A 26,053-nucleotide genomic window follows, 5' to 3' on the forward strand; every position below is an offset into this window, starting at 1 on the left:
TTTTACAAACCATTATCTTTCATCCAGCCTTTCAAAACCATCAGGTCTTTTTTCATGGCTGAGGTAACAACGCCAGGTTCTACAGTGATGGTTTTAGCGCCGTTTTCTGCACCACCGAGCTTGTACTCAAAGTGCATGGTAACAGGTACAGAAACATTGTATTGTTTCAGTAAAGAAAGGTATTTGCCGTAGTTGACAACTCCCTGCCCCAGCGGACAGCCCTCTTTTACTATCTTGTCGGCATTAGGCACACGTCTGAAATCTTTGATGGCTATTGACTTGATATAGGGCCGGATGATTCTGAAACCTACCTCCCAGGATGTCTCGCTTTCGTGCGTAGCATGATGCACATCATACTGGCAGCCCAGAAAAGGCGAGTTGATTTTTTTGAGAATCGGTTCAAAGTCCCATACGGCAGCGCCCAGAAAAAGCCCGGCGTGGTTCTGGTATTCGGCAGAGATATTATACTTTTTGCTCATTTGTGCCACGCCCCTCATTTTTTCTTCAAAGGTTGCCACTTGCGCCAGGATATCCTTTTTCATATCGAACTGATACCAGCCCATACGGAAGTGCTTAATACCCAGTGCCGATGCCGTGCGCAATACATGCTCGGTAAGGGGGGTGGCTTCCAGAATATTGGTAACAATCATGGGCATACCAATACCGGCCTTTTTGCAGGCTTCAACTGCTTTGGGCAGGTCTTCATCCACGCGTTCGGGTATTACGTGGCCATCGGGGCGAACGGTTAAGTCAATGCCATCAAAACCGATGGCAGCCACGGTTTCGGCTAATTTGATGTAGTCGGGTATCCAGTGGAGCGTCTTTGAAAACACGTTGATTTTCGGCTCGGGTGTGGGCTGTGCAAAAACTATATTACTTTTTGCAAAAATACTACCAGTAATGGCAGTGCCTATAAAATGTCGTCTGTCCATGCTTAAAATTAGTAAAATAATTCTAACAGAAGTACAATTTATGAGGTGAAAAATTATGATTCGGAAGATAAAATTTTGGTAGACCCGCAAGCAGTGCAGCTAAGCGAAGAATTGGGATATCGATGAACTTCGAATATCAACGATAGGTAGAAATTTATTATATTGAGAGGCAATCCAAACTTTAAATCAATCATTTCACTTTTTGGATATGCCTCTGAAGCCGCTCTGCTTGCGGCTCTGCGAGAAAATATTAAATATTACCCACCCCGCTGATTAATAAATATTTGGGTAAAATACAGATTGCCGTTTCTGGCCCGTGCTATGCCAACACCTGTGAGGTTATAATTACCTTCAATATTGGTGCGATGACCAGGGCTTTTTATCCATTCTTTTACCACTTCTTTGGCTGAAAGCTGCCCGTAGGCTACGTTTTCGGCACTGGCATTGGCATTACTGATAGTTTTCATGAGCCTGGCTACGCGTTTATCGAATCCGCCATGCCCAAACCTTACCTTGCCCATTGCCATATTGAGGCTGTGTGTGGTGGCTTCATCGGTTATCTGCGGCATAAGGCGAAGGGGTTTCAGGTGCCGGGTGGCGCGGTAAGCATTTACTTCGTTATTGATGGCAAGCTGCATACTTTCAAGGTCATTAGCTGTATGGCTGTTTTGCGCGGGTACATTTGTGCGGCAACTGAGCCAGAGCATGGCGGCCACACCAATCAAGAGCATCCGTTTCATTTTGTATTTTTTCAAACATTAACGTATGCAACCGGGTAGGATATTGTTCTGGTGCCTGATGTAGAAAAAGAAGTTGTGCAGAAATAAACCAATAAAAGCTTTTAAAAGAGTGGCCTCCGGCAAGTGCCGGAGGAACATCTAATTTATAATTCTGTATGGGAACAATTTATTTGGCGCGACGGATATAAATATTGCCGTGCATGTTTTTCATCATTATTTCGCTGCCTCCGGCGTTTACTTTACCCTGAATCCAGTCTTCAATGTTTACTTTATACATACCGTTCTGAGCAGTTTTATTAGACTTAGGAGCCGTTTTATCTACGTCGATATCAAAATCGCTGTACACTTCTCCCCGGTCTGACTTCACCTTTACGTTGAACTTGGCCGTTGCCGGAAACGTAACATCCACATTGCCATTAAGGGTAGTGAAGGCCATCGGTGAATTAGCCACCGATTTAAAATTGGCTTTTATGGCTCCGTTTGTTGTATTGGCCACGGCAGAGCCGGATATATTGCTTAGCACTATGCCTCCGTTTACGTTATTCACTTCCATATCGCCCGCAACGTTTTCAATGCTGATTTCGCCATTGTTGATGGTACTGACTTTCAGAGAAAAGTTATGAGGTACTTTTATGGTAAGGTTAACCGGCTGACGGGCACTTTGGGCTGATACCTCTACTCGGTTATTTTTTTCTTCGGCTGATATTTCAAGCCCGCCGCGGGGCGTAATCCGCTTCATGCCCTGGCTGCCTTCTTCTGTTCTTTCTTTTCTTGTATTAGCCACCGACTCTGCGTCAATAACAATATCTTTACCTGCATAACCCACCACCTTAATAGAGCCATGAATTAACCCTACCTTTAAAGAACCCGGTTTGGCGGGGTCTGTCAATGGTACTACCAGTTGTTCTTTGACTTCGTTTTGTGCAGCTACTGTATGGATAGTAATGGTTGATACCAGCAGCATCATTCCTAAAATTGATTGGTAATTTTTCATTTTACGATTGCTTTTTAATATAAATGTTTCCGTTGAACGTTTCGAATCTGAATAATCTGCCACCTTTTCCGATTCGGATGGATGACCGTTTGTCGAGCTTATAGACTGTTTTTTCGCCATTATGCTCCGTATTTTTTATTACTTCCGGGGCCAGCAGTTCGGCATCAGGGAAATCGGTATAAAACCCGCCATTGAAACTCTTGAACTGCAAGTCGGCCGAAAATGAAGCCGGATATGTTACCCTGATGTTACCATTAAGTGTGTAATAAGACGATTTCTCGGGCGGGCTGCTGAGGTAATTGATGGTTACGTCGCCATTAATGGTGTGCACATCTGTTGTTCCTCTGGCATTTTCAAGCGCAATACCGCCATTAATATTACGGGCCTTTATATTGCCGCTCACATCTTTTACATGCACTTCGCCATTATTAATGGTTGATACATCAAGATTAATATTTGCGGGTACCCTGATAATAAAGTTAAGATTGCTTCGGTATTCAATCCGGCGTTCCCGGTTGTTGTTTCTTCTTTCTTCATGAGGGCGGGTGTAATAAGGCGCTTTAATGTAAACCAGAATGCTGTCGCCGGTTTCTTCAAATTCTAGTTTAAACTCTTCTTTGCCTTCGTCAACAATGGCCTGGGTTTTACCCGAAATGGTTTTATCAATTTCTACCAGAACCTTTGTGCCTGTGTAACTCTCTACCTTAATAGAGCCGTCGATATTATAGACACCGACGACTGTCTGGGCGGCAGGCTTTTTTAACTCAAATTGCTTGCTGATATGCTCTTTAAATTCGAGCTTCTGCGCTGCAGCAGGGGTACAGCCAAGCACCACACCTGCTAAAAGTAGGATAACCAATTGTTTCATAATTTTGTATGTTTATGCTGAAAACGCTACGATAAAGCCTTAATGGTTTCTTTGATTTTGGTTTTTACGATAATGTCAACATTATCCTGTTCCAGCAACCGTTGCAGCGGTTTAATAGAACGTTTCTCTTCCAGTTTCACCATTACATCGGCCAGGGCGGCCTGAACCAGCGGGGTGTCCTGCTTCAGTATAGAATGCACCAGCCCTTCTCTTACTTTGGGGTGGTCGGCCAGTTGCACCAGGGCTTCCAGCGTTACCAGCCGCACGTTTACGTTAGAGTCGTTATTGAGGGTGCTAAACAGGGCATCTACCACTTTTTCGTCAACATCGCCTATTTCTTTGGTATAGCTAACGGCACGCAGGCGTTCGTTAGCCGATGAATTTTGCAGCAGCGAAAGCACTACTTTCTGGTTCATGTCCTGCACCTGAGCCGAAAGCACCTCAATCTGCTCTTTATAATCTGGCGTGCGGCGGTCGTTGAGCCAGTATCCACCCACCAGGCCCACAAAAAGTACACATAAGCTATAGGCCAGCCTTACTACATTGCGCGGAGCAAAAATTACTTCTATGCCTTTGCGCAGGGTTTCCCATACGGTTGGTTTATGTTCCTTCTTCCGGGCATCGGCCTTGAAGGTTTCCAGCATGGTATAAAACTGTATCGGCAGGTTGTGGCTGGGGTTGGGTACATTTACGTTTCCCATAGCTTCCCACAGTTTACGTGTAGCCTGTAATTCTGCCTGGCAGTCGGGGCACTGATTCAGGTGTATTTCAAAAGCTGCCCTTTCATCTGCCTGCAACTGGTTATTCAGCCAGTCCAGCATTTTATCTCCTGCTTGTTCACAATTCATGAGCTTTGCCTCCATTTTCAATTTTTAAATAATGTTTCTTCAGTTCATTCATGGCACGGTGCACACGCACTTTAATGGCGCCTTCGGTGGTATTCAGTATGGATGCGATTTCATCATATTTCAGCTCCTGATACCTACTCATAACCAGCACTTCTTTGTGCTCGGGGCTTAATTTATCTAAAGCTATTTGCAGCGCCTCGGTTTGCTGTTTTTTCTCCAGTTCGCCATCGGCGGTGGCATCTCCGCTTATCCTTTCGGCATAGGCTTCCACATCATAATGCTGCTGCGACCGCTTGTTTTGCCTGTACGCATCTTTGATTACATTACGGGCCAGGTGATACATCCAGGTATGAAACTCGCCCTCTGCGGTAAACGTGTGCCTGTATTTCAACATCCGATAAAACACATTCTGCACCAGGTCTTCGCTCGTTTGTGAGTCGCCTGTCATGTGATACAGGAACCCATACAGGGGGCGATGGTAACGCTCAAAGAGCAGTCCCATTTTATCGAGGTCGCCCGCTTTTACCTGGAGCATCAGTAGGTTATCTTGTGTATTCACACGTTTATAAATGTAATGTTGTTATCAAATTCGTAGTGGAAACCGCGCTGTATCTGAAAGGTTACAGGTAAATTAGAAAAAAAATGAAATATTTTACAATAGAACAAACAAAGCATTGAAAATCAATAAAATACACACATCATAATCATATTTTTTCGTAAAGCTGCAATGCTTTCGGCTACTATGGCCCGTATAAGCCACGAATTTTCAAATTCATAATCTTCCAAAAACCAGTTGCTGCAATTAGCCGCGTAAAACGAGGCGCAACCGAAAAATTTGTCTATTTTCGCAACTATACCATCAACAGGGTTTATTCATGAAATATCTTACATTTAGCAATGGTGATTTAATGCCTGCGCTGGGGCTTGGCACCTGGAAATCGGCCAAGGGCGAAATCTATAACACCATCAGAACCGCGCTGGAAATTGGCTACAGGCATTTTGATTGCGCTTTTATTTATGACAACGAACGCGAAATCGGGCAGGCTTTTGCCGATGCACTGAAAAATAATGAGGTAAAGCGTGAAGACCTCTGGATAACGTCTAAGCTATGGAACAACCGCCACCGCACAGAAGATGTGCAACCGGCCATTGAAAAATCATTGCGGCTTTTGCAGGTTGAATACCTTGATTTGTACCTGATTCACTGGCCGATAGCGCTGGTTCGTTCGGTGAATTATCCGCAAAAGGCAGAAGATATGATAAGCCTGAATGACTTACCATTAAGCCAGACCTGGCAGGCCATGATTGACATGAAGACAAAAGGGCTGACGAGGCACATTGGACTTTCTAATTTCAGTATTAAGAAAATAAGCGCTTTAAGAGACGAAACAGGTGTAATGCCCGAAGCCCTGCAGGTAGAATTACAACCTTTTCTGCAACAAAAAACCCTGCTAGACTTTGCCCAACAAAATAATATAGCCTTAACGGGCTTTTGTCCGCTGGGATCGGCCGACCGACCGGCCAGCAGGGTCTCGGCCAATGAACCCAGGTTATTTGAAAACGAAACGATTCTGGCCATTGCGCAGGAAAAAAACTGCACCGCTGCACAGGTTATGCTGGCATGGGCTGTAAACCGTGGCACATCAGTAATACCTAAGTCGGTGCAGGAGCATCGGTTAAGGGAGAATCTGGCGGCAGCCGATATTGTGCTTTCTGCCGAACAAATGGACAGAATGGCGCAACTAGACCAGCATTACCGATACATTAAAGGTGATTTCTGGTGCCTGGAAGGAACCGATTATACCGTCGAGAATTTGTGGGATGAGTAAGGGCTACACCTCCATCTCAAGCAATGCATAACTTAAGGCCTTGCCGTGAGGGTCAATCGCTAATGATGTGGTTACACCTCCCAACAGGGCGTTCTGGCATACAAAAAGTAGGGAATGTATATTGGGCATTTCGTACCGGATGATTTCTCCGGATACTACGTCTTTCAGATGAGTTTTTACTTTTTCGGCCGTAATGGTTTTGCAAAGCATTTCGTAGTCTGATTCCTGGTAAGGTATCAATGACAGCGTAAGTGTGTTGCCTTTGTCTCCGGCACGGCTATGGGCTATGTTGTAGAGTTTCATGGTTTGTTTTTGATTGAGCGGCCGCCGGGGCGGGGATTGGGGAATGAGTGATTTAGTGAATTAGTGAATTAGCGGGCGGCGTTCCGCTGATTTAGTGGGCGGCGTTCCGCTGAATTAGTGAATGAGTGATTGAGTGAATTAGTGATTGAGTGAATTAGCGGGCGGCGTTCCGCTGATTGAGTGAATTTTGTCTTGAACTTTGATTAAGTGGTTTTTAGCCATGGTTTATTTATGGATTTTACTGGTTGCATTTGTTAAACTCCATTAGTATTTGGTAAAGTCAGTTAAATGAGTGTTCATTACAATCAAAGTTCACGACAATTAAGTCTTAAAATACTCAATCACCGGCTTTATGTTTTTTCTATCAATCAAAGTTGAGACGATACCTACTACTTCGGTTACGGATTTTCTTACGCCACCCCCACCGGCTGGGCCATTGGTATAAAGTGCTTCTACTTCTTCGCCAATCAGGGCGGCATCAGTATGGTTTGCGGCTTTTGCTGCTGCACGCAGACGGATTTCGTAAGGCTCTGCCAGATTACCAAAATTGGTTCTATGTACAGCGCTGCTGCCGATGTAATCTATTCTAAGTTCAGGAAATTGGTTTTCCAAGCGCTTCCTGAGTATTTCGCCTGCCAGTTCGGCTCGGGGCAAAGCAGAGGCTCCGGCATAGGCAATTTCTCCTTCACCCATAAAAAATGCTTTGTAGCCTACACTTACCTTATAGGTATCTGGGCGGGCCTTGCCTGTTCCTCCGGTTACCTGTACCTGATTAGCGCCAATTTCTTTCAGATAAACAGTTGTGAAATCTGTTACTACATCGGGCGTGTAATATTCGTAAGGGTTAACAACTTCATACAACAGTTGCTCTTTGGCTGTTTTCAGGTTTACTACACCGCCTGTGCCTTCTACTTTACTGATAATGGCTGAACCATCGGCATCAATGTCGGCAAAAGGATGTCCGAGCTTGTCCATATCAGGCACAGGCTTTTTGATGGGGTCGGCAAAGTATCCTCCGGTAATATGGCCTGCGCATTCAAGCAGGTGGCCAATTACAGTGCCTTTGCCCATTAATTCATAATTATCTGTTGCCCAACCGAACTCATGAATCATAGGCGCCAGAAACAGCGAAGGATCTGCTACCCTGCCTGTAATGATAATTTGCGTGTCGGCCTGCAGGGCTTCCAGTATTCCTTCTACACCCAGATAAGCATTGGCAGAAATCAGCTCTCCACTTTTTTGAAGTGGTTCGCCGGTTTCAAGAGCCGGGGTATCCGACGATATTTCTGCAAATACATCGTCACCCAACACAGCGGCTACTTTTACTGATAAGCCGAATTTTTGGGCTATTTCAACAATTTTCTTCGCCCCTGCAACCGGATTAGCTGCCCCCATATTGGTAATAAGGCGGATGTTATTCTTTACCAGCAGTGGCAAGAGGCTTTCAATGCGGCGTTCCAGCAGTGGGTCGTAGCCTTTGGTGGGGTCTTGCAGTTTGCGTTTTTGCGCCAGGGCGATTGTTCGTTCGGCGAGGCATTCTAAAACCAGATAATCCAGATTGCCTTTTTCGGCCAGTATGATGGCTGGCTCTAGCCTATCGCCGGAAAATCCTGCTCCGCACCCTATTCTTATTTTTTGTTTCATTGCTTAATGGATTTATAGGCAGTATGTGCTCAAATAAGACCTATCGAAATTTCTTATTCCATGGTTGTTACTTTTTTTAGCTGAAAAAAAGTAACCAAAAAAGCAGCCATCATTTAACTCGTACAATTAAAAATCCGGTAATCGCATTCATATTTACGTAACCTTTCGCCCGATTTTTAATCGTACTCAGACAAAAAATGATGCTTTAAGGTCTGTTATTTTTTTTTATTTTTCCTTTGCACTCAATTAAAATGGATTTTGCTGACTGTACTTTACCACTGAGTTACGCTGAGTTTTGCACGGAGTTTCACCGTTAACATTGGCTTTAACTCCGTGTACCTCGGTGTTGAACTTTGTGTCACTCTATGGTTTAGAGCTTTCGGAGTTAATTTTCTATCTAAATATGCAAAGACCCCGTCAGTAATGCCACAATCGTCATTACTATGGTGGTACCCCAGGCCCATTTGAAGACGAATTTCTGGTGTTCGCCCAGCTCAACTTCTGATAAGCCAATCAGCAGAAAGGTTGATGCCGTAAGCGGGCTGAGCGGGAAACCAACCGTCATTTGTCCGAGCAGGGCAGCCCTGCCGATTTCCAATGGGTCGATACCAAACTGCGTGGCTGTCTGGCTCAGAATAGGTACTACGCCAAAATAGTAGGCATCGGGCGTAAAAAGCATGCTGGCAGGCATACTGGTAATGGCCGTAAGTGTAGGTAACCACCCGGCGTGTTGCTGAGGGATGAGTGACACCAGACTGGTGGCCATGGCCTCAATCATTTTTGAACCGGTAAGAATACCCGAAAAAATGCCTGCGGCGAATATCATACCAGACACCAGAAAGATATTGGTGCCGTGGCTCTTCAGCACTTTCTGCTGGTCGGCCAGTTTGGTGTAATTTACCAGCAGCGCAATCATGGCGGCCACCACAAACAACACAGGTGCCGGAACCCAACCCATCATAAGGGTAATAATCAGCCCGACGGTCATCAAAGCATTTAATACTATCAGTTTGGGTCTTCTCAATTCACGTTGTGCGTCTGTTAGGTTGGCGTGGTGATCGTACTGAAATTCAAGCACACCCAGCCGTTTGCGCTCTTTTTTGCCGAAAATGTAAGCCACAAACAACACCCAGGCAATACCACCCAGAATTGCCGGTATGTTAGGGTTAAATATATGCACGGCATCTGACTTAAGTGTTGAAATAGCTCTGGCTGACGTACCCGACCACGGCACCAGATGCAAAGGCCCTACGCTAAGGGCTACAATACCCGAGAGCATGAGGCGATTGATTTTCAATTGCTTGTAAATAGGCAGAAAGGCCGACAGCACTATCATAAACGTAGCGGTGCCGTCGCCATCAAGATGCACAATCATGGTAAGAATGGCCGTGCCTACGATTACTTTCAGGGGGTCTCCTTTTACGGAACGGACAATAAACGCAATAACAGGGTCAAAAAGGCCGGCATCCAGCATGGTGGCAAAGTACAGCACGGCAAACATCAGCAAGATACCCGTTGGGGCTACCTGTTTGATTCCGGCCAGCATCATATCGCCCAGTTCTTTGGGTTTAAAACCCGCCAGCAGCCCGAAAACAACTGGTACCAAAACCAAAGCCGTAATAACCGACAGCCGTTTGGTAATTATCAGCACAAGAAAAACCACAATGGTGGCAAAGCCTAACAGAGCAAGCATAGTTCAGGTGTTAGTAGAATATTTTGTTCAGAAATGCTATTATCTTGATGTATGCCGGGATGCCCTCTTGCAGGCCTTTGCAACGCTGTTAATAATTAAATATCGTTAGTTGCTCAGCCTTTTTTATTTCGCGTTCGGCGTCTTCGGGCAGGATCAGGCGTTGTTTTACCAGCCCGGCTGCTGCTGCTTTTACTTTGTTCACATAGTCGGTATGGTTGGGGTAGCGCTCTTCTAACGACAAACGGCTGTCGCCCGCTGCAATGCGTTCGGCTTTAGTTTTGGCAAACGGAATATACATCCCTTCCAGAACGGCCAGATCGCCTTCCCCATAACCTGCTTTTCGCAGGCTCCAACCTGTATAAGTGCCCAGCGGCACCTGATGCGTGAGGGTTTCAAGGCCTCCGAGTTCGTTGTTATCGGCATTTACTTTGGGTACCAGCACCACATAACGTTTATCTTTTTTGCTTACGGGGGTTTCTGCCAGTACACCGCTCATCATTTTTTCATCAAACTGTGGGCCGAAGTCACGCACATACATTTCGTTCAGCAAACCCCTGAAAGGTATATGCGCTACCGGTTGCCAGCCAATTTCGGCACCTTTGGCAAGGGTGTTGTTTTTCAATTTCGGGTAGATACCTGGTGGTGGCAGGGTGCCATCTAATACCCATTGCTCCAACGCTACCTGCAAGGCCCGCCAGCTGTCGAGATATGAATTAGGATTAGCCATAAACCCGGTCAGTTTATTAATATTGCTATTAAAGGCTGGTGTATGTTGCGTACCCGAGAACAGGTAAATGCGCACGTTGTCTGGTATTTCAAGGTCTTTGGTACCGTAAACGTCTGTGGTACGGAGCGACATCCGCGACTGCCAGTATTCAGTAGAACTAAGCGTATGCATTATTTTAGGCATAAAACCCTGCTTCTGGCAGGCGTCCAGTATTCCACCGTCGGTTCCGGAAAGCGGGTCATACGTTTTTGACCACGTAAACGGTGCTTCATTACCCGGAAAAACCACTTCTTCGTGCTGCATTCCTCCCCCACCCGGCCTGCCAAAACGAACATTCAGAGTAATTCGTCTGGCGCCAATATGTACATTCAGCCCTTCAAAAACAGGTTGATTGTCTTCGTCGGCATTGAAACCCAGATGCAGGAAACTCCGCAAAAAATTACCACACTGCGACACCCCAACGCCTATGGCTGCCTTTACCTGATTGGCCAATGGGTTATCGGCACTTTCAGAATGCCTCATAAATGCCACAATGTCTCGCGTGGCAGCAAAGCCCAGCCCCAGCACCAACGGATTTTTAGCCGTGTAGTTCAGCTCATAAATATAGTTAGGGTCGAAACCGCCTTTTACTGAAATCCGGGTAGTGCTGGGCTGGCCCGGAAAAGCCTCTTTTGAGCAATCGGCAAAGGCCCAGTCGGTATATGGCACCACTTCAGGTTCGTCGGCGGCGTGGATGCGCCTGGTTAATGTGGCTGTTTTGTTATCTGAAGATACGGTTTCATACGGCGTATGGAACTGCGCACTGAAAGCCCCCGCGCTAAGGTTTTGGGTAGGCTCGTTTTCAGACACTATAAATTCGGTATGCAGCCGGCCAATAATTTCTTTACCGTTTTCGGTGGCAACAGGTACTTTTATTTTCAGCTTGTTGTCGCCGTAAATATCTCCCTGCCAGCCTCCCCACAGGTAAATGTAGCCTCTTTTCAGCAAAGTGGTATCGGCCGGAAAAGCGTTGCCGCGGTTGGGCACATTATAGAATAACAGGTGGTTGCTTTTGTTGACATCGACAGGTTTCAGCAGAATAAACTCCATCTCGTATTCAACCATCCCGCGTGCATTGCGTGGTGCCAGTGCGATATCCTGGATGATAGTATTGTGGCTATCTGCGGGGTTTACTTCGCCGAAAGCCCTGCCTATGAGGCGTTGGTATGGCCCGGCTGCTCCGAAAACCCTGCCATTGGCATAAGTTTCGGCCTTTTCTATTACTACCCTGACAATTCTGGCCTCAGTAACCGACACACTCAAGCAAAAAAATAAGAGTAATGCTGTTAGTTTTTTCATGTTAAGTTGGGTATTAATTAGCAAACCGGTTGTGTACCTGAATAACCAGCCTTATTACTGATTGTTTTAGGTGGTAATCTACAAAAATAACTCTCTGGCAAAAAACCTGCAGAGAGTTATTGTGTAGATTTAAGCTGATTTATGAGCCGCAAACTGAATAAAAAATAATTGTTGACGGAATACACCGCCAACATTATTTATATCTATTCAACCAAGCGTATAAGTTACAATTAATAATGGTGAATGAGTGATTGAGTGATTGAGTGAATAACTATTCGCTCATTCGACATTCACTCATTCATCATTGTTTAAGGCTGCGCGGTTAATTCCAGCAACTCTTTATCGTGGTGATAACTGATGGTGCTGGTATTGTTGAACATCATGGTGGCGCCTTTTTCTACCGTATAAGGTTCCCATTTTGGTAATCCCGGGGCATTAGGATTTCCGGTTTTGGCAAAGTTGATCCATGCCTGGCTCATTTTGGCTGCCAATGCGTGTGCATCTTTTCCACCGCCGGTCATTTCTTCGCAACGGGCTATATTATTAAACACAAAAGGGATTTCCATACAATGCAGGGCTTTGTATTTGCCGTCTAACACCGGCGACTGCCAAGTAAACAGGTACATATATACCGGTGCGCCGCCTGCAGCCGCTTTGGCTTTGGCCTGAACCACTGCACCCGGGCGGAACATCAAATCAATATCCATCAGGTCTGATGGTTTGGTATCTGCCGGATACGCTTTTTTCACGGCTGCTATATAAGCATCTGCTTTATCTTTATATCTGTTTTTGATGTATCCATTCACTTTTTCGGCATCGGCATTAGACATACCGCTGAACAACGAGGCCATGAACTCATTTTTAACTGTACCTATCATTAAAGGTATGTTTTTAGATAATTCAACGGCTGAAGGGTCTGTAAACTGATGCGGCAGAAACTCGCCGTCGCGGCTTGGGCCCCAGCTTAGTCCGAAACCACCAGGGCTGCGGCCTTCTGCTTTCATTTTGTCGGCTACTACTTTCAGGGCTTTGTTTCCGGCGTCAACCAGGGTGGCGTACGGTATCGTTTGTAGTTTATCTACTTCGCCGGGTTGCAGGTTCAGGGCTTTCAGTACCTCGGCGCCTATCAGCTGGGTATCTGCTTTTTCAAGCAGAGTGGTACGGAATGCGCCACTCTGGTTAACTGCTTTATGGAATAAACCTTTAGCCGACGGAGCCGCCATGAGTGTATTTACCTTAGCGCCACCACCCGACTGGCCAAAGATGGTAACATTACCGACGTCACCGCCAAAGTTACCGATATTGGTTTTTACCCACTCAAGCGCTGCTACCATGTCTATAATACTCAGGTTAGCCGATTGCTTGTATTTTTCGCCAAAGGCTGACAGGTCAAGATACCCCAGAATATTGAGGCGGTGGTTGATAGATACTACTACAACATCGCCTTTTTTGGCCAGGTTTTCGCCGTCATAAGAGGGTAGCTCCTGCGATGAACCGGCTGCAAAGCCACCACCGTGAATCCAGAACAATACCGGGCGTTTTTTGCCGTCGTTGATGCCGGGTGTCCAGATATTAATGCGCATACAGTCTTCGTTGGTATAGCCCCAGTCGTGATGGAAAACGAACTCGCTTTCGTCTTGTACAGTTGTGGTTGGCACCATTAACGGCGATACCGGGCCATAAGTTAATGAGCTGCGCACCCCCGACCAAGGCTTGGGTTTATGCGGGGCTTCAAAACGTTTGGCTTCGGCATACGGTATTCCCTTGTAGGTATATACGCCGTTGTGCACATACCCGCGCACCTTGCCCGACTCCGTGCTGGCAACAGCTACGTTTTCGCCGGTTACTAATTGTGCCGAAGCACCTACTGCCATGCCTAATGCCAGCAGCGATAAGAAGATTTTTTTCATAGATATAGATATAGATAATCGTGAATTAGTGAATGAGCGATTTAGTGAATGGTGATTTAGTGAATTAGTGAATTAGTGAATTAGTGAATGAGTTTTGATGCGTAGCATTACAACTATCTATTATTCGCTAATTCACCATTCGTGATTCGTTATTTGTTATTCCCATAAGCTTTGTCTAAAAACAGATAGCGGGCGTCGTCTTTTGCTTTTTCGGCCTTCGATTCTGTGTTTAGTATCATCACCGGTGGGGTTCCATCACCTGCCTTGGCCGCTGGCCAGTCAGGTAATTTAGCCCCGTTTGGATTCCCGGTTTTGATAAAATTAGCAAAATAGTTCATCATAGTTTCTGATACTTTGTAGTCGTCGGCCGTCCAGGCATACTCTTTTATAAGGTGCAGGTTACCCATGCAATATTCAATCTCGCAGGCATGAGGTGCGCCAACAGCCTCGGGCATTTTTGGTGTGTTGCCTTCTTTTTTAACAGTGCCCCCTGCCAGACCCGAAGCCAGCGACTGGTCGACCAATGCCGGGCGTAATTTACTGTACAGATAACGGTAAACCGGTTGTGCGCTGTTGATACGGTGGAGGTCGAACCACTTCCAGGTGCTGTAAGCAATGAAGCGGTCTGATGCCAGTGCCGTGGCCGATAATTCGATTTCTTTTTCTGAACCGTGCGGGTAGAGTTTCAATACTTCTTCGTAATCGTTCGGGTATTCTTTTTTCACACGGGCAATGTAGGCTTCTTCTTTGTAAGACGGACCAAACATAAAGGCCTGGCCGGGGATTTCGGCTGAGTTCCAACCCAAAAGCAAAGGCACCTGCGCCTGCTCTTTGGCATTGAAAATCTCGGTAATGGTTTTAGGGTAAAAATAGCCATCAATAACGGTTGGGAAGCCAAAGCGTTTCGATTCGTTGTAAATCTCGTAGATTTCGCGCGTGCTTAGCGCTCTTAGTTGTGCCAGCGTTTTATAACCTGCTTTTGTAGCAAATTCTACTCCGGTTTTTTCGGCCTCTGCCAAAGGCACTGGTGATAGCGTTGGGTTGATACCCGCGCCGCTTTCACCAATGGCACCGGCTATCAGGTTTCTTGCCAATGGCGATGCCATCTGCGCACTTACAGAAATTGAACCTGCCGACTCGCCCGCTATGGTTACTTTCTTAGGGTCGCCACCAAAGGCTGCAATATTTTTTTGTACCCATTTAAGGGCGGCCGCCTGGTCTAGCAAGCCGTAATTGCCCGACGCCTTGTAAGGTGCCTCGGCGCTAAGTTCAGGGTGAGCAAAGAAGCCGAAGATATTAAGCCGGTAATTAACCGTAACCACTATAATGCCTTTTTTGGCCATTGCCTCGCCGTCATAGCGGGGTTCAGAGGCATCGCCGGCTACAAAACCGCCACCGTAAAAATAAACCAGCACGGGCAGGTTTTTGGTGTTGCGCAGGGCGGGTGTCCAAACGTTCAGGTACAGGCAATCTTCGCTGACACCGTTTGAACGGGAGTTCATATCGCCGAACACCACCGTTTGCATAGGGCGTGCCGAAAATTGTTTGGTTTCTTTTACGCCTTTCCAGTTATCAACGGGCTGCGGGGCTTTCCAGCGCAGGTTACCCACCGGCGGCTTGGCAAAAGGTATGCCGAAGTAGGTTTGAATGCCGGTTTTTGTATCGTAATTTCCTTCTATTATACCGTTGGCTATGGTGGTTTGCACGGCAAAGGCATTGTTGCCCTGTGCCTGAACCGCCGTAGATGCCAACAGCAACAGACTAAGAAAATAGCATATTTTTCTCATTTTTTTAGGTAATATTAAGTTATTGTCTCAATTTGTGACAATAATAATTGGTTTTTAGAAATAATCATACTTATTTCTAAAAAATTTATATTTGCAGCCGAATAAAATACCTGACCCTATGGAAAATAAAGAATTTTTACCGCACATCGCCTATGACTCAGTGATTTTCGGATTTTCGGGCAACAAGCTGAAGATTCTGATCATGGAATATCACAACACGGGCTTTTTTGCACTGCCCGGTGGGTTTGTAGGTATAAAAGAAGACCTGAACGCGGCTGTAAGAAGAGGTTTGAAAGAAAGAACCGGCCTTGATAACATTTATCTGGAGCAGTTTTATACTTTTGGCGATGTGGCGCGTTTTCAACCGCATTTTATGAAGACCATCATGGAAGCGAACGGACATAACCTGCCCGAAAACCACTGGATGCTCGACAGGTTTATATCTGTGGCCTATTATGCGCTGATTGATTACTCTAAGGTAGTGCCGACACCCGATGCGCTGTCGGACTCGTGTGAATGGTATCCGCTTGATGAGTTGCCCCCCCTGATGCAGGATCACCGCCAGATAGTAGACAAAGCCCTGCAAACCCTGCGCGATAACCTGGAACGCAAACTGGTGAGCGTAAACCTGCTGCCGCCGTTGTTTACCATGAACGAATTACAGAAAGTATATGAAGCCATATTGGGTGAAAAGCTGCGCCGGACGACCTTCCAACGCAAAATGTTAAGCCTAAATATTCTGCAACGCCACGACAAGCAATATAGCGGTAAAGCCCACAAGGCACCGTTTTTGTATAGTTTTAAGGTGATGGAGGGGTGAGGGTTTGGGGCCAAGGGCAGAGAGTATAGGGGCTGAAATTAGTGAATATTAAGACAATTTGTGGTTAGAACATTTTGTTCGTGATACGCCATTGTGTTATGAAAAGTAATTTGGAGGTAGAAATTTTGCCGTGTAGGGGTTCAAAATTTTGAACCCCTACGGCTATAAATTTAGAGATGATTTTATTTGCAACGGCATAGAATCATTGACGTAATCCTGATTTCATTTCGTTGCCATAATCCTAATTGATTTAAACATTTCCAATTTAGCTTTTTGTGTATCTTCATCAACATCTTCGGCGAACATGAAAATCTAAAATGCTTTTGCAAGGCTAAAGCTCATCGCCTTACCTGCTCGGCTGACTGGCCTGTATATCGCTCACCTACTATCTTTATCTGGTTAATCCGGGCTGTTAATTGTGCCAGTTCATCGGGTGCAAAATTATAACTGGCTGCCCATACGTTTTCTTGCAGATGCGCTTGCTTGGTGGTGCCGGGTATGGGTACTATAAACGGCTTTTGTGCCAGCAACCAGGCCAGAGCCACCTGCGTTACTGTAATCCCTCGCTGGTCGCCAAAGTCTTTCAACAGGTCAATCAAAGGCCAGTTGGTAATAATGGCTTCGGGCTGATAACGGGGTAAAGTCTGGCGGTTGTCGTTGGCAGGGTTGTATTTTGTACGCTCGTTTATATAGCCTGTCAGTAAGCCCCTGCTAAGTGGGCTGTATGGTACAAATCCAATGCCCAGTTCTTCGCAAACTTTAATTACATCTGTTTCGGGCTGCCTTGTAAACAACGAATACTCACTTTGCAATGCCGTAACAGGCTGCACTGCATGTGCGCGGCGGATGTTTTCAGGGCCTGCTTCGCTCAATCCAAAATGCTTTACTTTTCCTGCAGTAATAAGGTCTTTCACTGTGCCTGCCACATCTTCAATAGGTACGTTGGGGTCTACGCGGTGCTGGTAAAGCAGGTCGATATAGTCTGTTTTGAGACTTTTCAGCGAGTGTTCTACAACCTGTTTTATCCGTTCAGGGCGGCTGTCGAGTCCGAGACCCGGTTTACCCTCTTTAAAGCCGAATTTGGTTGCCAAAATTACCTGCTTTCTGATAGGATACAGGGCTTCGCCCACCAATTGTTCGTTTACCAGTGGGCCATACGCTTCTGCGGTATCAAAGAAATTGATGCCCAATTCAGGGGCTTTACGAATCAGCGCAATCATAGCTTTTCTGTCAGGCACAAAACTTCTGTGGTAACTCATGCCCATGCAGCCCAGGCCCATTGCCGATACCTGCATACTATGTTTGCCGGTTCCTAAAATACGCTTACTCAAACCAGCGGCATTGATGCGCTGAGAAGCCGCCTCTGAATTTCCGTAAGCCTGCCAACCCAGCATTGTACCGCCCATAATTACTCCGTCTTTTATAAAGTTTCTTCTGTTCTGATTTTCCATTTTTTCATTGTTTAAAATCCAATCGTTTTAAAAATTGGGTAATGTGTTGATGCCATAAACGCAAACACAAGGCAATACCACCAGATGTATTGGGTACGTTTGTCATTCAGGAATGATTTATTTGTTGAGAAAACAGTTTACCTGTTATAAGCCTGTAGATTTTTCCATGGCTTCGGTGTAACGCGCTCCGGTTACTTTTATCTGTGCCGATGCAGCCTCAATGTCTGCCAGTTCGCTTTCAGTTAATAAAATGGCTGCTGCGCCATTATTCTCTGTCAGCCGGTGAATTTTGGTGGTGCCGGGTATGGGTACTATCCAGGGTTTTTGCGCCAGCACCCAGGCCAGCGCTATTTGTGCCTGTGTGGCATTTCTTTTTTCAGCAAACTGATGCAGCAGGTCTAGCAGTGCTTTATTGGCCACGCGGGCTTCTTCGGTGTAGCGGGGCAAAACATTGCGGATATCTCCATCGGCAAACCGGGTGGTTTCGTCTATTTTACCAGCCAGAAAACCTTTACCCAAAGGGCTGAAGGCCACAAGCCCGATGCCAAGTTCTTCTATTGTGGGTATAATCTCTGTTTCATGCTGGCGTGTCCAGAGCGAGTACTCACTTTGCAGTGCTGCAACCGGTTGCACGGCATGCGCTTTTCTGATAGTGGCGGCTCCGGCTTCTGACAAGCCAAAATGCTTCACTTTACCTTCGGCAATTAAATCTTTTACGGTTCCGGCCACGTCCTCAATTGGCACTGAGGGGTCAACTCTGTGCTGATACAGCAAATCTATTGCCTCAACCCGAAGTCTTTTCAATGACTCCTCAGCCACTTTTCTGATGTTTTCAGGGCGGCTGTTAAGACCTGTATGTTTATGCTGTGTACGGTCTATATTAAAACCAAACTTGGTAGCAATTACTACTTTACCTTTAAATGGCTCAAGCGCTTCGCCAACCAGTTCTTCGTTTGCAAAAGGGCCATATACCTCGGCGGTATCAAAAAAGGTTACCCCCTGCTCTGCTGCACTTCTGATAACCTTTATCATTTCGCTTTTTTCGCCGGCAGGGCCATAACCGAAGCTCATTCCCATGCAACCCAGGCCCATTGCTGATACTTCAAGACCTCCCTTGCCTAATTTACGTGTTTTCATGGCTATATTGTTTTATTATATGCTAATGCAAAATTAGCCTGGCAGGAGTTGTTAAGATAACGAAAATCAAAGGATAGCTTACGAAAATCAAACATTTCTGAATTTACCCGGACTCTGCCCCGTGTGTTTCCTGAAGAAATTATTGAAGTGCGTTACCTCAGTAAAACCGAGGGCATCGGCAATTTCAGAAACATTCCAGTTACTGTGCCTCAGCAACACTTTGGCTTCGCGCAGTACACGCTCGGCAATCAGCTGAGAGGTGGTTTTCTGTGTTATTTCTTTAACTGCCCTGTTCAGGTGATTGACGTGCACATTTAACTGACTGGCAAAGTCTGACGCTGAACGGAAGTTGATTCTTGGATGCGCTTCTTCTATGGGGAACTGCCGTTCGAGAAGCTCAACAAACATGGCTGAGATACGCTGAGATGCTTTCGCAGGTTGCCGTGCTGAAAGATTGTCTGATTGCATTTTCATGGCAAAGTGCATCAGTTCAAAAACCAGGTTTCTCAGTACATCGTATTTGTGTATATATTCAGAATTGAGTTCTTCAAACATACGTTCAAAAATGCCTTGCAGTTTAAGTACCTCTTCATCAGTAAGTTCAAAAACATGGGTGCCATCGGGCTGAAATACCCTGTAGTGGTCTGGATTACCGAATTGATTGAAGAAGTGCTTGTTAAAAATGCAATAGGCGCCATCGCGTATGTTGTCGAGATGTTCCCATTTATAAGGTATCTGCGGATTCGAAAACGCAAGCGCCTGCTTCTTTACTTCAATTATTTTGTCGGCATAATGAACCTTGCTGTTACCCACAACAAGCATTATTTTATAGAAATCTCTTCTTCTGTAAGGAATCTCCCTTGGTTCATTATCCGAAAGTGGTTCCAAACTGAAAATATTGAAATGCCCTATTTCATTCCGGATATTTTCGGGCATCCAATTAAACTTTCGTTTGTAAAGTTCTTCAATGGTCTCGCTGGTATCCATCGTATTCTATTTTGGCTGATAAAAATCAAAATTAACTGGTGCGGGCTGTTCCCGATAAACAAAAATCAAATGTAAACTTACGAATTTCAAACAAAGCCTGAAAGAGCAGGCACCATGATGCCTGTTATTTTCAATCTTATTTTAGCGTTTAAGCCTTACGCTTCATTATATCTAATGCCTTTTATGGCCATGTTACAATAGTTTTAAATTTGCCTGGCTTCTAAATTAAATACATGCCCGCCTGCAATCAGTTAATATTATGGTATTTATTAATTTCTACTTATCTTTGAACTATGCAAAAGAAACTTCTGATAATTCAACTTATTTTTTGCTTGTCGTGTACTAAGAAAGAACCGGAACCAATGGTTTATAGTATTGACCCTGTTTTGCAGCCCTATGTGACGAAGTTTCTGGAAGAAGCCATGATACGCAACGTTAATGTGCCGGCTATGAATCTGGATATGCGGTTTGACAACCTGAGTTTTGAAGAATGCGGGCATTATGTACAGAAAAAAAACGGCCAGCGTGTGGTGGTAATTAACCCCGGCTGTTGGCAGAATGTGCCTGCGCAAAACCGCGAGGCACTGGTGTTTCATGAGTTGGGGCATTGTTTTCTGACCCGCGCGCACCGAGACGATGTGCTACCTAATGGGGCTCCGGCTAGTATCATGAACTCCGTTGGTAATGGCGCCTACCAACCTTGTATTTACCCCATCGACGGTGACACCACCTGCAATAAAACAGCAAGAAGAAGCTATTACGTAGACGAACTCTTCTACCATAAAACACCTGTTCCGGCGTGGGGCAAATAGTATAGTATCTTTAATTATTGCGCCCGGGTGTTATTAGTTCATCAGGTAAGGTCGAATCTCTTTAATCCTGTACCTGAAAACCTGGCCTGAAAAACCGGAATACCAGATATTTGTGTCTTATTTACACCATTCAATCAAATAGTTGCCTTCTTTATTTCCTGCCCTGAGAAATAACCCCGGTAATTAACAGCATTCGCACAGTAGGCAACGTCATCAAATAAAGCATACAAAATTCAGGTTCTAACCCTTATGAAGCCATTACCTTTACTTTTTCTGATAATCCTTAGTCTGCCATTAAAAGCCCAGATACTTTCCGGAACCATACGCGACTCGGTTGATAATGCTCCGCTACAGAAAGCCGCCGTGGTGCTTGACTACGAAAAGATTTTAAGAGGCACTTATACCGACACAGAAGGGAAATTCAGTTTGCTTCTTCCGCCGGGGCAGCACGTGCTTATTGTGCGCCATGTAGGTTATTTACCGTACCGGGTGAACATTTCAGGAGGGCAGAATGTCAATCTTGACATCAGGCTGCAAAGTGTGTCGGCGCAACTGGAAGAAGTGGTGGTGTCTGACAAAGGCTACGACCGCACCGTGCGCGAGCCTCTGCTGGGTGTAAGCCGCATTAATATTAAAACCATAGAACGGATGCCCGCAGCGCTGGGCGAGGTTGATATTCTCAGAAGTCTGCAACTGCTGCCCGGTGTTACCAGTGTGGGCGAGGCCGCCAACGGTATCAACATCAGAGGGGGTAATACAGACCAGAGCCTGATACTGATGGACGAAATGCCTATCTTTAACCCCACACACATGTTCGGGTTGTTTTCGGTGTTTCCGGCAGATGCCGTGCGGGGGCTGGATTTATACAAAGGCAATGTTCCGGCGCGTTATGGCGGGCGGGCGGCGTCTGTGCTGGATATTTCATTAAAAAACCCTAACCTTACGCAGTTTTCTATGTCGGGGGGTATCAGTCTGGTGTCTAACAAATTAACGGCCGATATGCCGCTGATAAAAGGCAAACTCGGGCTGATAGTCTCGGCAAGGGGGTCGTTCAATTCTTCTGTTCTGCCCATTATCTCAAAAAAACTGGATAGCATCAAGGCCAATTTCGGCGACCTGGTAGGCAAGCTCTTCTGGCGGATAGACCAGAAAAATACCATGACAGCCAGTGCCTATTTCAGCAAAGACATTTTTCAGACCAACCTCATTGGCGGTCTGGCCGACATCAATTCTGTAAACACCCAATACAGGCACCAGACCCTAAACGGCATGGTGCAGTGGTTCAGTGCGCTTACGCCTAAACTCAATTTACAAACCACCGCCGTTTCGGCCAGTTACAGGCCGGATATCCTGTCGGTTGAATCAGGCACCGGCAGTGAAGTAACCTTGCGGCAGGAAATCAGGTATAAACAACTGAAGTCTAACCTGAATTACCAGACAGATAACGCCAAAACAGAAATCGGTATCAGCGCCATACATTATGGCCTAAACCCCGGAGAACTGATGCCGGGCGGCAGCGTGAACATAGCGTATGTGAAAACTCCGGACGAAAATGCGCTGGAAACCGCCATTTATGCCGACCACGAGAGAAGTATATCTGATAAACTGGCGGTATCTGCAGGCTTGCGTTATTCTTATTTTATGAATCTGGGGCCGCGTGTGGTAAGGCAATATGCGGCCGGAGAAACCATGAGCGAGAGCAGCATTATTGATTCGGTAAGTTATGGCGCATGGAAAGTAAGCAAAGCCTATGGCGGTTTTGAGCCGCGGCTGGGTATCAGGTATGCCATCAGCCCCGATATGTCAATCAAAATTGGGTATAATATGATGCGCCAGTATATGCAGGCCATTACCAATACCACTACGCCTTTGCCAACCGCACGCTGGAAAACCAGCGACGCCAACATTAAACCGCAGATAAGCCAGTTGTTTACCATTGGCTGGCTGCGTAACCTGAAAGGAAACACATTTGAGGTGTCGGCAGAAGCCTACTGGAGAACCACCAGCCATACACTGGATTACAAATCAGGGGCCGATTTTATGCTGCAGCCGTATCCGGAAACCCAGTTGCTGCCCGGCAAAAGCAAAGCATACGGTTTAGAAATGATGCTGAGCAAGAAAAAAGGAGAACTGACGGGCTGGCTCAATTACACCTATGCGCGCACGCTGAACCGGGTAGATGGCAGCGTTGATTTCAGCCAGCAGATTAATAATGGCGAATGGTACAGGGCTAATTATGACCGCCCCCATAGCCTGAATCTGAGCATCAATATCAACCAGGGTAAATACCACAGTTTTTCTTTTAACTTTGTTTACAGCACCGGCAGGCCATTTACTGCTCCGGAAGGGCAGGTGTATTACCGCGACCGCCTCTACCCATATTATGGCGAACGGAACCAGGCCCGCCTGCCCGACTACCACCGGCTTGATTTTGCCTGGAACATCTACAACCCAAGCATGAAAAACAGACGCTGGCAGGGGCATTGGGCATTTACGGTTTATAACCTGTATGGGCGCAAAAATGCCTATTCTATTTATTTCAGCGGCTCAGAGCCTAACCCTTACAGGCTGGCTATTTTTGCCACGCCTATTCCGTCGTTATCATACAATTTTCAGTTTAAGTAAACTTTCAAAACCAACAGATTCAGGTGCGGGGTAGCAAAAAAATATTTTGTTTTATAGTGTTAATGCTGGCAGGGTTGAGCTGCATAGACCAGATTGAATATGATGCCGCCTATAAAGTGGATGTGCTTTCGGTAGAAGGCAGGGTAACCAACGGCCCGGGCGAGCAAATGGTAAAGATTCACCGGTCTAAAGTACAAAACGGGCGCGCTGGTATTATAGTAGTAGAAAAAGCCAGGGTTGAACTGGTGGTGAATAATACCGAAGTAATACCCATGACCGAAAAAGAACCCGGCGCCTATTATTTACCAGCCAGTTTTAAGGCCAGAATCGGAGCCGCGTATCAGCTTAGATTTGAGCTGGCCGACGGAGGCAGGTATGAGTCGACCATAGAAGTAATGCCCGCAGTGCCAGACATTGCCGAACTACATATTAAGTATAATGCCTATGAGCCTTTTGACAAGCCCGAAGGCTATAAAGGAGTACATTCTATATACGTGGATGTGCAGGACCCCGCCGACCAGGAAAACTTTTATAGCTGGGAATACACCATCTATGAAAAGAAACAATGGTGCCGCACCTGCGAAAACGGCATTTATGCCGTAAATGAAGTTATACCTGGGCAATACCCGTTTAACAGGTTTTATCAGTCGGGCAGTAAACCTTATGAAAACTGTTTTACCCAGCCTGCCGAACGCAAGCCCGGAGCACCCGCCTTTGTAAGCAAGCCCTGGATATATGATTACGAATGCCGCGAGGGCTGCTGGGAAATTTTTAACAGCGAAACCATGAATCTGTTTGAAGACCGCCTCACCAACGGCGGCCGGATTATAGAACGCAAAATTGGGCGGATGCCCTATTACCAATGCACAGGGGCATTGATAGAAATCAGGCAGTTTTCTTTAACCAAAGAGGCGTTCAGGTATTTTAAGCACTTTCAGGAACAAACCGAAAACAATGGCGGCATTGCCAGCACACCGCCTACGGCACTGAAAGGCAACATCAGAAATATTGCCAACGACCGCGAGGTGGTAGTAGGGTATTTTGCGGCGTCGGCGGCCATACATGTACGGCACTTTGTAGACCGGAAAGATACCGGCGACCTGGTGCCGCCGGGTTTGTTTGAGATTTTAAACCAGCGGAAACCTAATGCAGAACCAGAACCGCCTGAAGTAGCCCTTATGCTTATTTGGGATGGCCCACCCAGAGTACCCAGGGCCACCTGTCTGGAAACCAGACATAGTACCGGAAAAAGACCCCTCGGGTGGATAGACGAACCAGAACCAACTAAATGCACACCAACAAAAAAATGAAACCTCAAAAACAAGGTTTATTCTTACCATCAGCTTTAATACTGGTAGTTTTACTGGTGGCGGCAGGCTGTGTAGAGCAGATAGCGTTTAATGTAAACAATAATCTGAATGCCATTATTGTTGAAGGCCGCCTGACCACCGCCGACGAGCCGCAAACATTGAAGCTATTCCGTGCCAAAACCGATGCACTGTCAGGTCTGGTATCTTTGCCGCTTACCGGTGCAACAGTGCAACTGCTGGTTGATGGCTCAGAAACGGTAACTTATACAGAAGATAAAAACCGGCCGGGCTATTATGCGCTGACGGAGCATTTCAGGGGGCAGACCGGAAAGACTTATCAGTTAAAATTCAGACTTACTGACGGTGCCGAGTATGCGTCGGAGCCGGAAAAACTGGAAGCTGTTGCACCAATGAAAAACGTGAATGCCACATTTAACCCTACTGCCGCCGCCATAAATGGTATAGGCTTTAATGGTTTTCATGAACTGTATGTGGATACCCAAGACCCTGCCGACCAACGCAATTTTTATAGCTGGGAGTGGGTGCTTTATGAAAAACAGGAATGGTGCAAAAGCTGTGTGAGAGGCGTTTATGCGGTTAATAAAATATTGCCGGGGGTTTACCTCAACAAACAGTACTTTGTGTCGGGCAACGAACCGTTTGAAGATTGTTTTAGCCCAAAATACACCTGGGATAGCGACTGGGAAATGCCGCCCATTCCGACTACCGAATGGACCTACGACTACCAGTGCCGCACCCAATGCTGGCAGATATTTTATAGCCCAACACTAAATCTGTTTGAAGACCGGCTTACCAATGGCGGACAGATTTTGCAAAGAAAAGTTGCCAAAATACCGTATTACCAGTATCAGGGTGCATTGGTTGAATTACGCCAGTTATCGCACACCAAAGATGCGTATGCGTATTTCAGACTTTTTCAGCAGCAGACAGAAAACAATGGCGGCATAACAGACACCCCGCCTACGGCTCTGCGCGGCAACATCAGCAATATCCGTGATAAAAAAGAAACAGTAGTGGGCTATTTTGCGGTATCTGATGTTTCGATAATCAGATACTGGCTCGACCGACGTGATACGGGCAATGCGGTTCCGCCCGGGCTTTTTAAAGCCCTGATGGCCCGCGCCCCAAGCCCTGAACCCTCTCCTTCAAGCTCGGGGCCTGGTGGTGCGGCCAAGATACTCATCTCAGGCGGCCCGCCGCGAGTACCAACGGCTTTGTGTATCAAGAACGACTCGCGCACGCCCGAAAAACCCCTGGGCTGGGTAGATAACCCATAG

Annotated in this window: 21 protein-coding genes; 6 read left to right on the forward strand and 15 right to left on the reverse strand. The window is 46.2% G+C overall.

Going from position 1 to position 26,053, the window contains the following annotated elements; translation table 11 throughout:
* Window positions 1-2 precede the first annotated feature (2 nt).
* The 6 genes from NZ848_RS13190 to NZ848_RS13215 form a co-directional block, all read right to left on the reverse strand.
* The gene (locus NZ848_RS13190; protein ID WP_259015847.1) at window positions 3-932 is read right to left on the reverse strand and encodes a sugar phosphate isomerase/epimerase family protein; all 930 of its coding nucleotides are present in this window, start codon (window positions 930-932) and stop codon (window positions 3-5) included.
* Window positions 933-1,189: 257 nt separating this feature from the next.
* Window positions 1,190-1,672 (reverse strand): CAP domain-containing protein, encoded by a 483-nt coding sequence (locus tag NZ848_RS13195; protein ID WP_259015849.1) that lies wholly within the window; start codon window positions 1,670-1,672, stop codon window positions 1,190-1,192.
* A 166-nt stretch (window positions 1,673-1,838) separates the two neighbouring features.
* A complete protein-coding gene (locus NZ848_RS13200; RefSeq protein ID WP_259015851.1) occupies window positions 1,839-2,666 on the reverse strand; it encodes a DUF4097 domain-containing protein in 828 nt (275 codons plus the stop codon).
* 1 nt (window position 2,667) lies between these two features.
* Window positions 2,668-3,534: a DUF4097 family beta strand repeat-containing protein gene (locus tag NZ848_RS13205; protein ID WP_259015854.1), complete on the reverse strand. Its 867-nt coding sequence runs from the start codon at window positions 3,532-3,534 to the stop codon at window positions 2,668-2,670.
* 26 nt (window positions 3,535-3,560) lie between these two features.
* Window positions 3,561-4,382, reverse strand: coding sequence for a HEAT repeat domain-containing protein (locus NZ848_RS13210; protein WP_259015855.1), 822 nt, complete (start codon window positions 4,380-4,382; stop codon window positions 3,561-3,563).
* Window positions 4,372-4,917 carry an RNA polymerase sigma factor gene (locus NZ848_RS13215; protein ID WP_253535574.1) on the reverse strand — a complete coding sequence of 182 codons (546 nt, stop codon included), beginning with the start codon at window positions 4,915-4,917 and terminating at the stop codon, window positions 4,372-4,374. Before NZ848_RS13215 ends, NZ848_RS13210 begins: the two co-directional genes overlap by 11 nt.
* A 340-nt stretch (window positions 4,918-5,257) precedes the next feature.
* On the opposite strand from NZ848_RS13215, the gene NZ848_RS13220 reads away from it, so the two are divergent.
* Window positions 5,258-6,211, forward strand: coding sequence for an aldo/keto reductase (locus tag NZ848_RS13220; RefSeq protein ID WP_259015856.1), 954 nt, complete (start codon window positions 5,258-5,260; stop codon window positions 6,209-6,211).
* Window positions 6,212-6,214: 3 nt separating this feature from the next.
* On the opposite strand, the gene NZ848_RS13225 is transcribed toward NZ848_RS13220, so the two are convergent.
* The 6 genes from NZ848_RS13225 to NZ848_RS13250 all read right to left on the reverse strand — a co-directional run bounded on the left by NZ848_RS13225 (window position 6,215) and on the right by NZ848_RS13250 (window position 15,613).
* Complete coding sequence (locus NZ848_RS13225) at window positions 6,215-6,514, reverse strand: AtuA-related protein (protein ID WP_253522722.1); 300 nt, start codon at window positions 6,512-6,514, stop codon at window positions 6,215-6,217.
* Between the two features lie 321 nt (window positions 6,515-6,835).
* Entirely contained in the window at window positions 6,836-8,158 is a 1,323-nt protein-coding gene (locus NZ848_RS13230) for an acyclic terpene utilization AtuA family protein (RefSeq protein WP_259015858.1), read from the reverse strand.
* Between the two features lie 397 nt (window positions 8,159-8,555).
* Window positions 8,556-9,851, reverse strand: a complete 1,296-nt coding sequence (locus tag NZ848_RS13235) for a CitMHS family transporter (protein WP_259015859.1) — start codon at window positions 9,849-9,851, stop codon at window positions 8,556-8,558.
* Between the two features lie 88 nt (window positions 9,852-9,939).
* Window positions 9,940-11,916, reverse strand: coding sequence for an alpha/beta hydrolase domain-containing protein (locus NZ848_RS13240; protein ID WP_259015860.1), 1,977 nt, complete (start codon window positions 11,914-11,916; stop codon window positions 9,940-9,942).
* Window positions 11,917-12,224: 308 nt separating this feature from the next.
* Complete coding sequence (locus NZ848_RS13245; protein ID WP_259015861.1) at window positions 12,225-13,826, reverse strand: carboxylesterase/lipase family protein; 1,602 nt, start codon at window positions 13,824-13,826, stop codon at window positions 12,225-12,227.
* A 149-nt stretch (window positions 13,827-13,975) separates the two neighbouring features.
* Complete coding sequence (locus NZ848_RS13250; RefSeq protein ID WP_259015862.1) at window positions 13,976-15,613, reverse strand: carboxylesterase/lipase family protein; 1,638 nt, start codon at window positions 15,611-15,613, stop codon at window positions 13,976-13,978.
* Between the two features lie 118 nt (window positions 15,614-15,731).
* On the opposite strand from NZ848_RS13250, the gene NZ848_RS13255 reads away from it, so the two are divergent.
* The gene (locus tag NZ848_RS13255; protein ID WP_259015864.1) at window positions 15,732-16,433 is read left to right on the forward strand and encodes an NUDIX hydrolase; all 702 of its coding nucleotides are present in this window, start codon (window positions 15,732-15,734) and stop codon (window positions 16,431-16,433) included.
* Between the two features lie 338 nt (window positions 16,434-16,771).
* On the opposite strand, the gene NZ848_RS13260 is transcribed toward NZ848_RS13255, so the two are convergent.
* The 3 genes from NZ848_RS13260 to NZ848_RS13270 all read right to left on the reverse strand — a co-directional run bounded on the left by NZ848_RS13260 (window position 16,772) and on the right by NZ848_RS13270 (window position 20,008).
* Entirely contained in the window at window positions 16,772-17,884 is a 1,113-nt protein-coding gene (locus NZ848_RS13260; RefSeq protein WP_259015865.1) for an aldo/keto reductase, read from the reverse strand.
* 144 nt (window positions 17,885-18,028) lie between these two features.
* Window positions 18,029-19,021 (reverse strand): aldo/keto reductase, encoded by a 993-nt coding sequence (locus tag NZ848_RS13265; protein WP_259015866.1) that lies wholly within the window; start codon window positions 19,019-19,021, stop codon window positions 18,029-18,031.
* Between the two features lie 87 nt (window positions 19,022-19,108).
* Window positions 19,109-20,008, reverse strand: a complete 900-nt coding sequence (locus NZ848_RS13270) for a helix-turn-helix domain-containing protein (RefSeq protein ID WP_259015868.1) — start codon at window positions 20,006-20,008, stop codon at window positions 19,109-19,111.
* Between the two features lie 362 nt (window positions 20,009-20,370).
* Here NZ848_RS13270 and NZ848_RS13275 point away from each other — a divergent pair, with 362 nt between their 5' ends.
* From NZ848_RS13275 to NZ848_RS13290, 4 genes are all read left to right on the forward strand, one after another.
* On the forward strand, window positions 20,371-20,820 hold the full coding sequence (locus NZ848_RS13275) for a hypothetical protein (protein ID WP_259015869.1): 450 nt from the start codon (window positions 20,371-20,373) through the stop codon (window positions 20,818-20,820).
* A gap of 249 nt (window positions 20,821-21,069) precedes the next feature.
* A complete protein-coding gene (locus NZ848_RS13280) occupies window positions 21,070-23,445 on the forward strand; it encodes a TonB-dependent receptor (protein ID WP_259015870.1) in 2,376 nt (791 codons plus the stop codon).
* A gap of 23 nt (window positions 23,446-23,468) precedes the next feature.
* Complete coding sequence (locus NZ848_RS13285; protein WP_259015871.1) at window positions 23,469-24,755, forward strand: DUF4249 domain-containing protein; 1,287 nt, start codon at window positions 23,469-23,471, stop codon at window positions 24,753-24,755.
* A complete protein-coding gene (locus tag NZ848_RS13290; RefSeq protein WP_259015873.1) occupies window positions 24,752-26,053 on the forward strand; it encodes a DUF4249 domain-containing protein in 1,302 nt (433 codons plus the stop codon). Before NZ848_RS13285 ends, NZ848_RS13290 begins: the two co-directional genes overlap by 4 nt.

It is taken from the genome of Emticicia fluvialis, assembly GCF_024793945.1.
GTDB classification, from domain to species: domain Bacteria; phylum Bacteroidota; class Bacteroidia; order Cytophagales; family Spirosomataceae; genus Emticicia; species Emticicia fluvialis.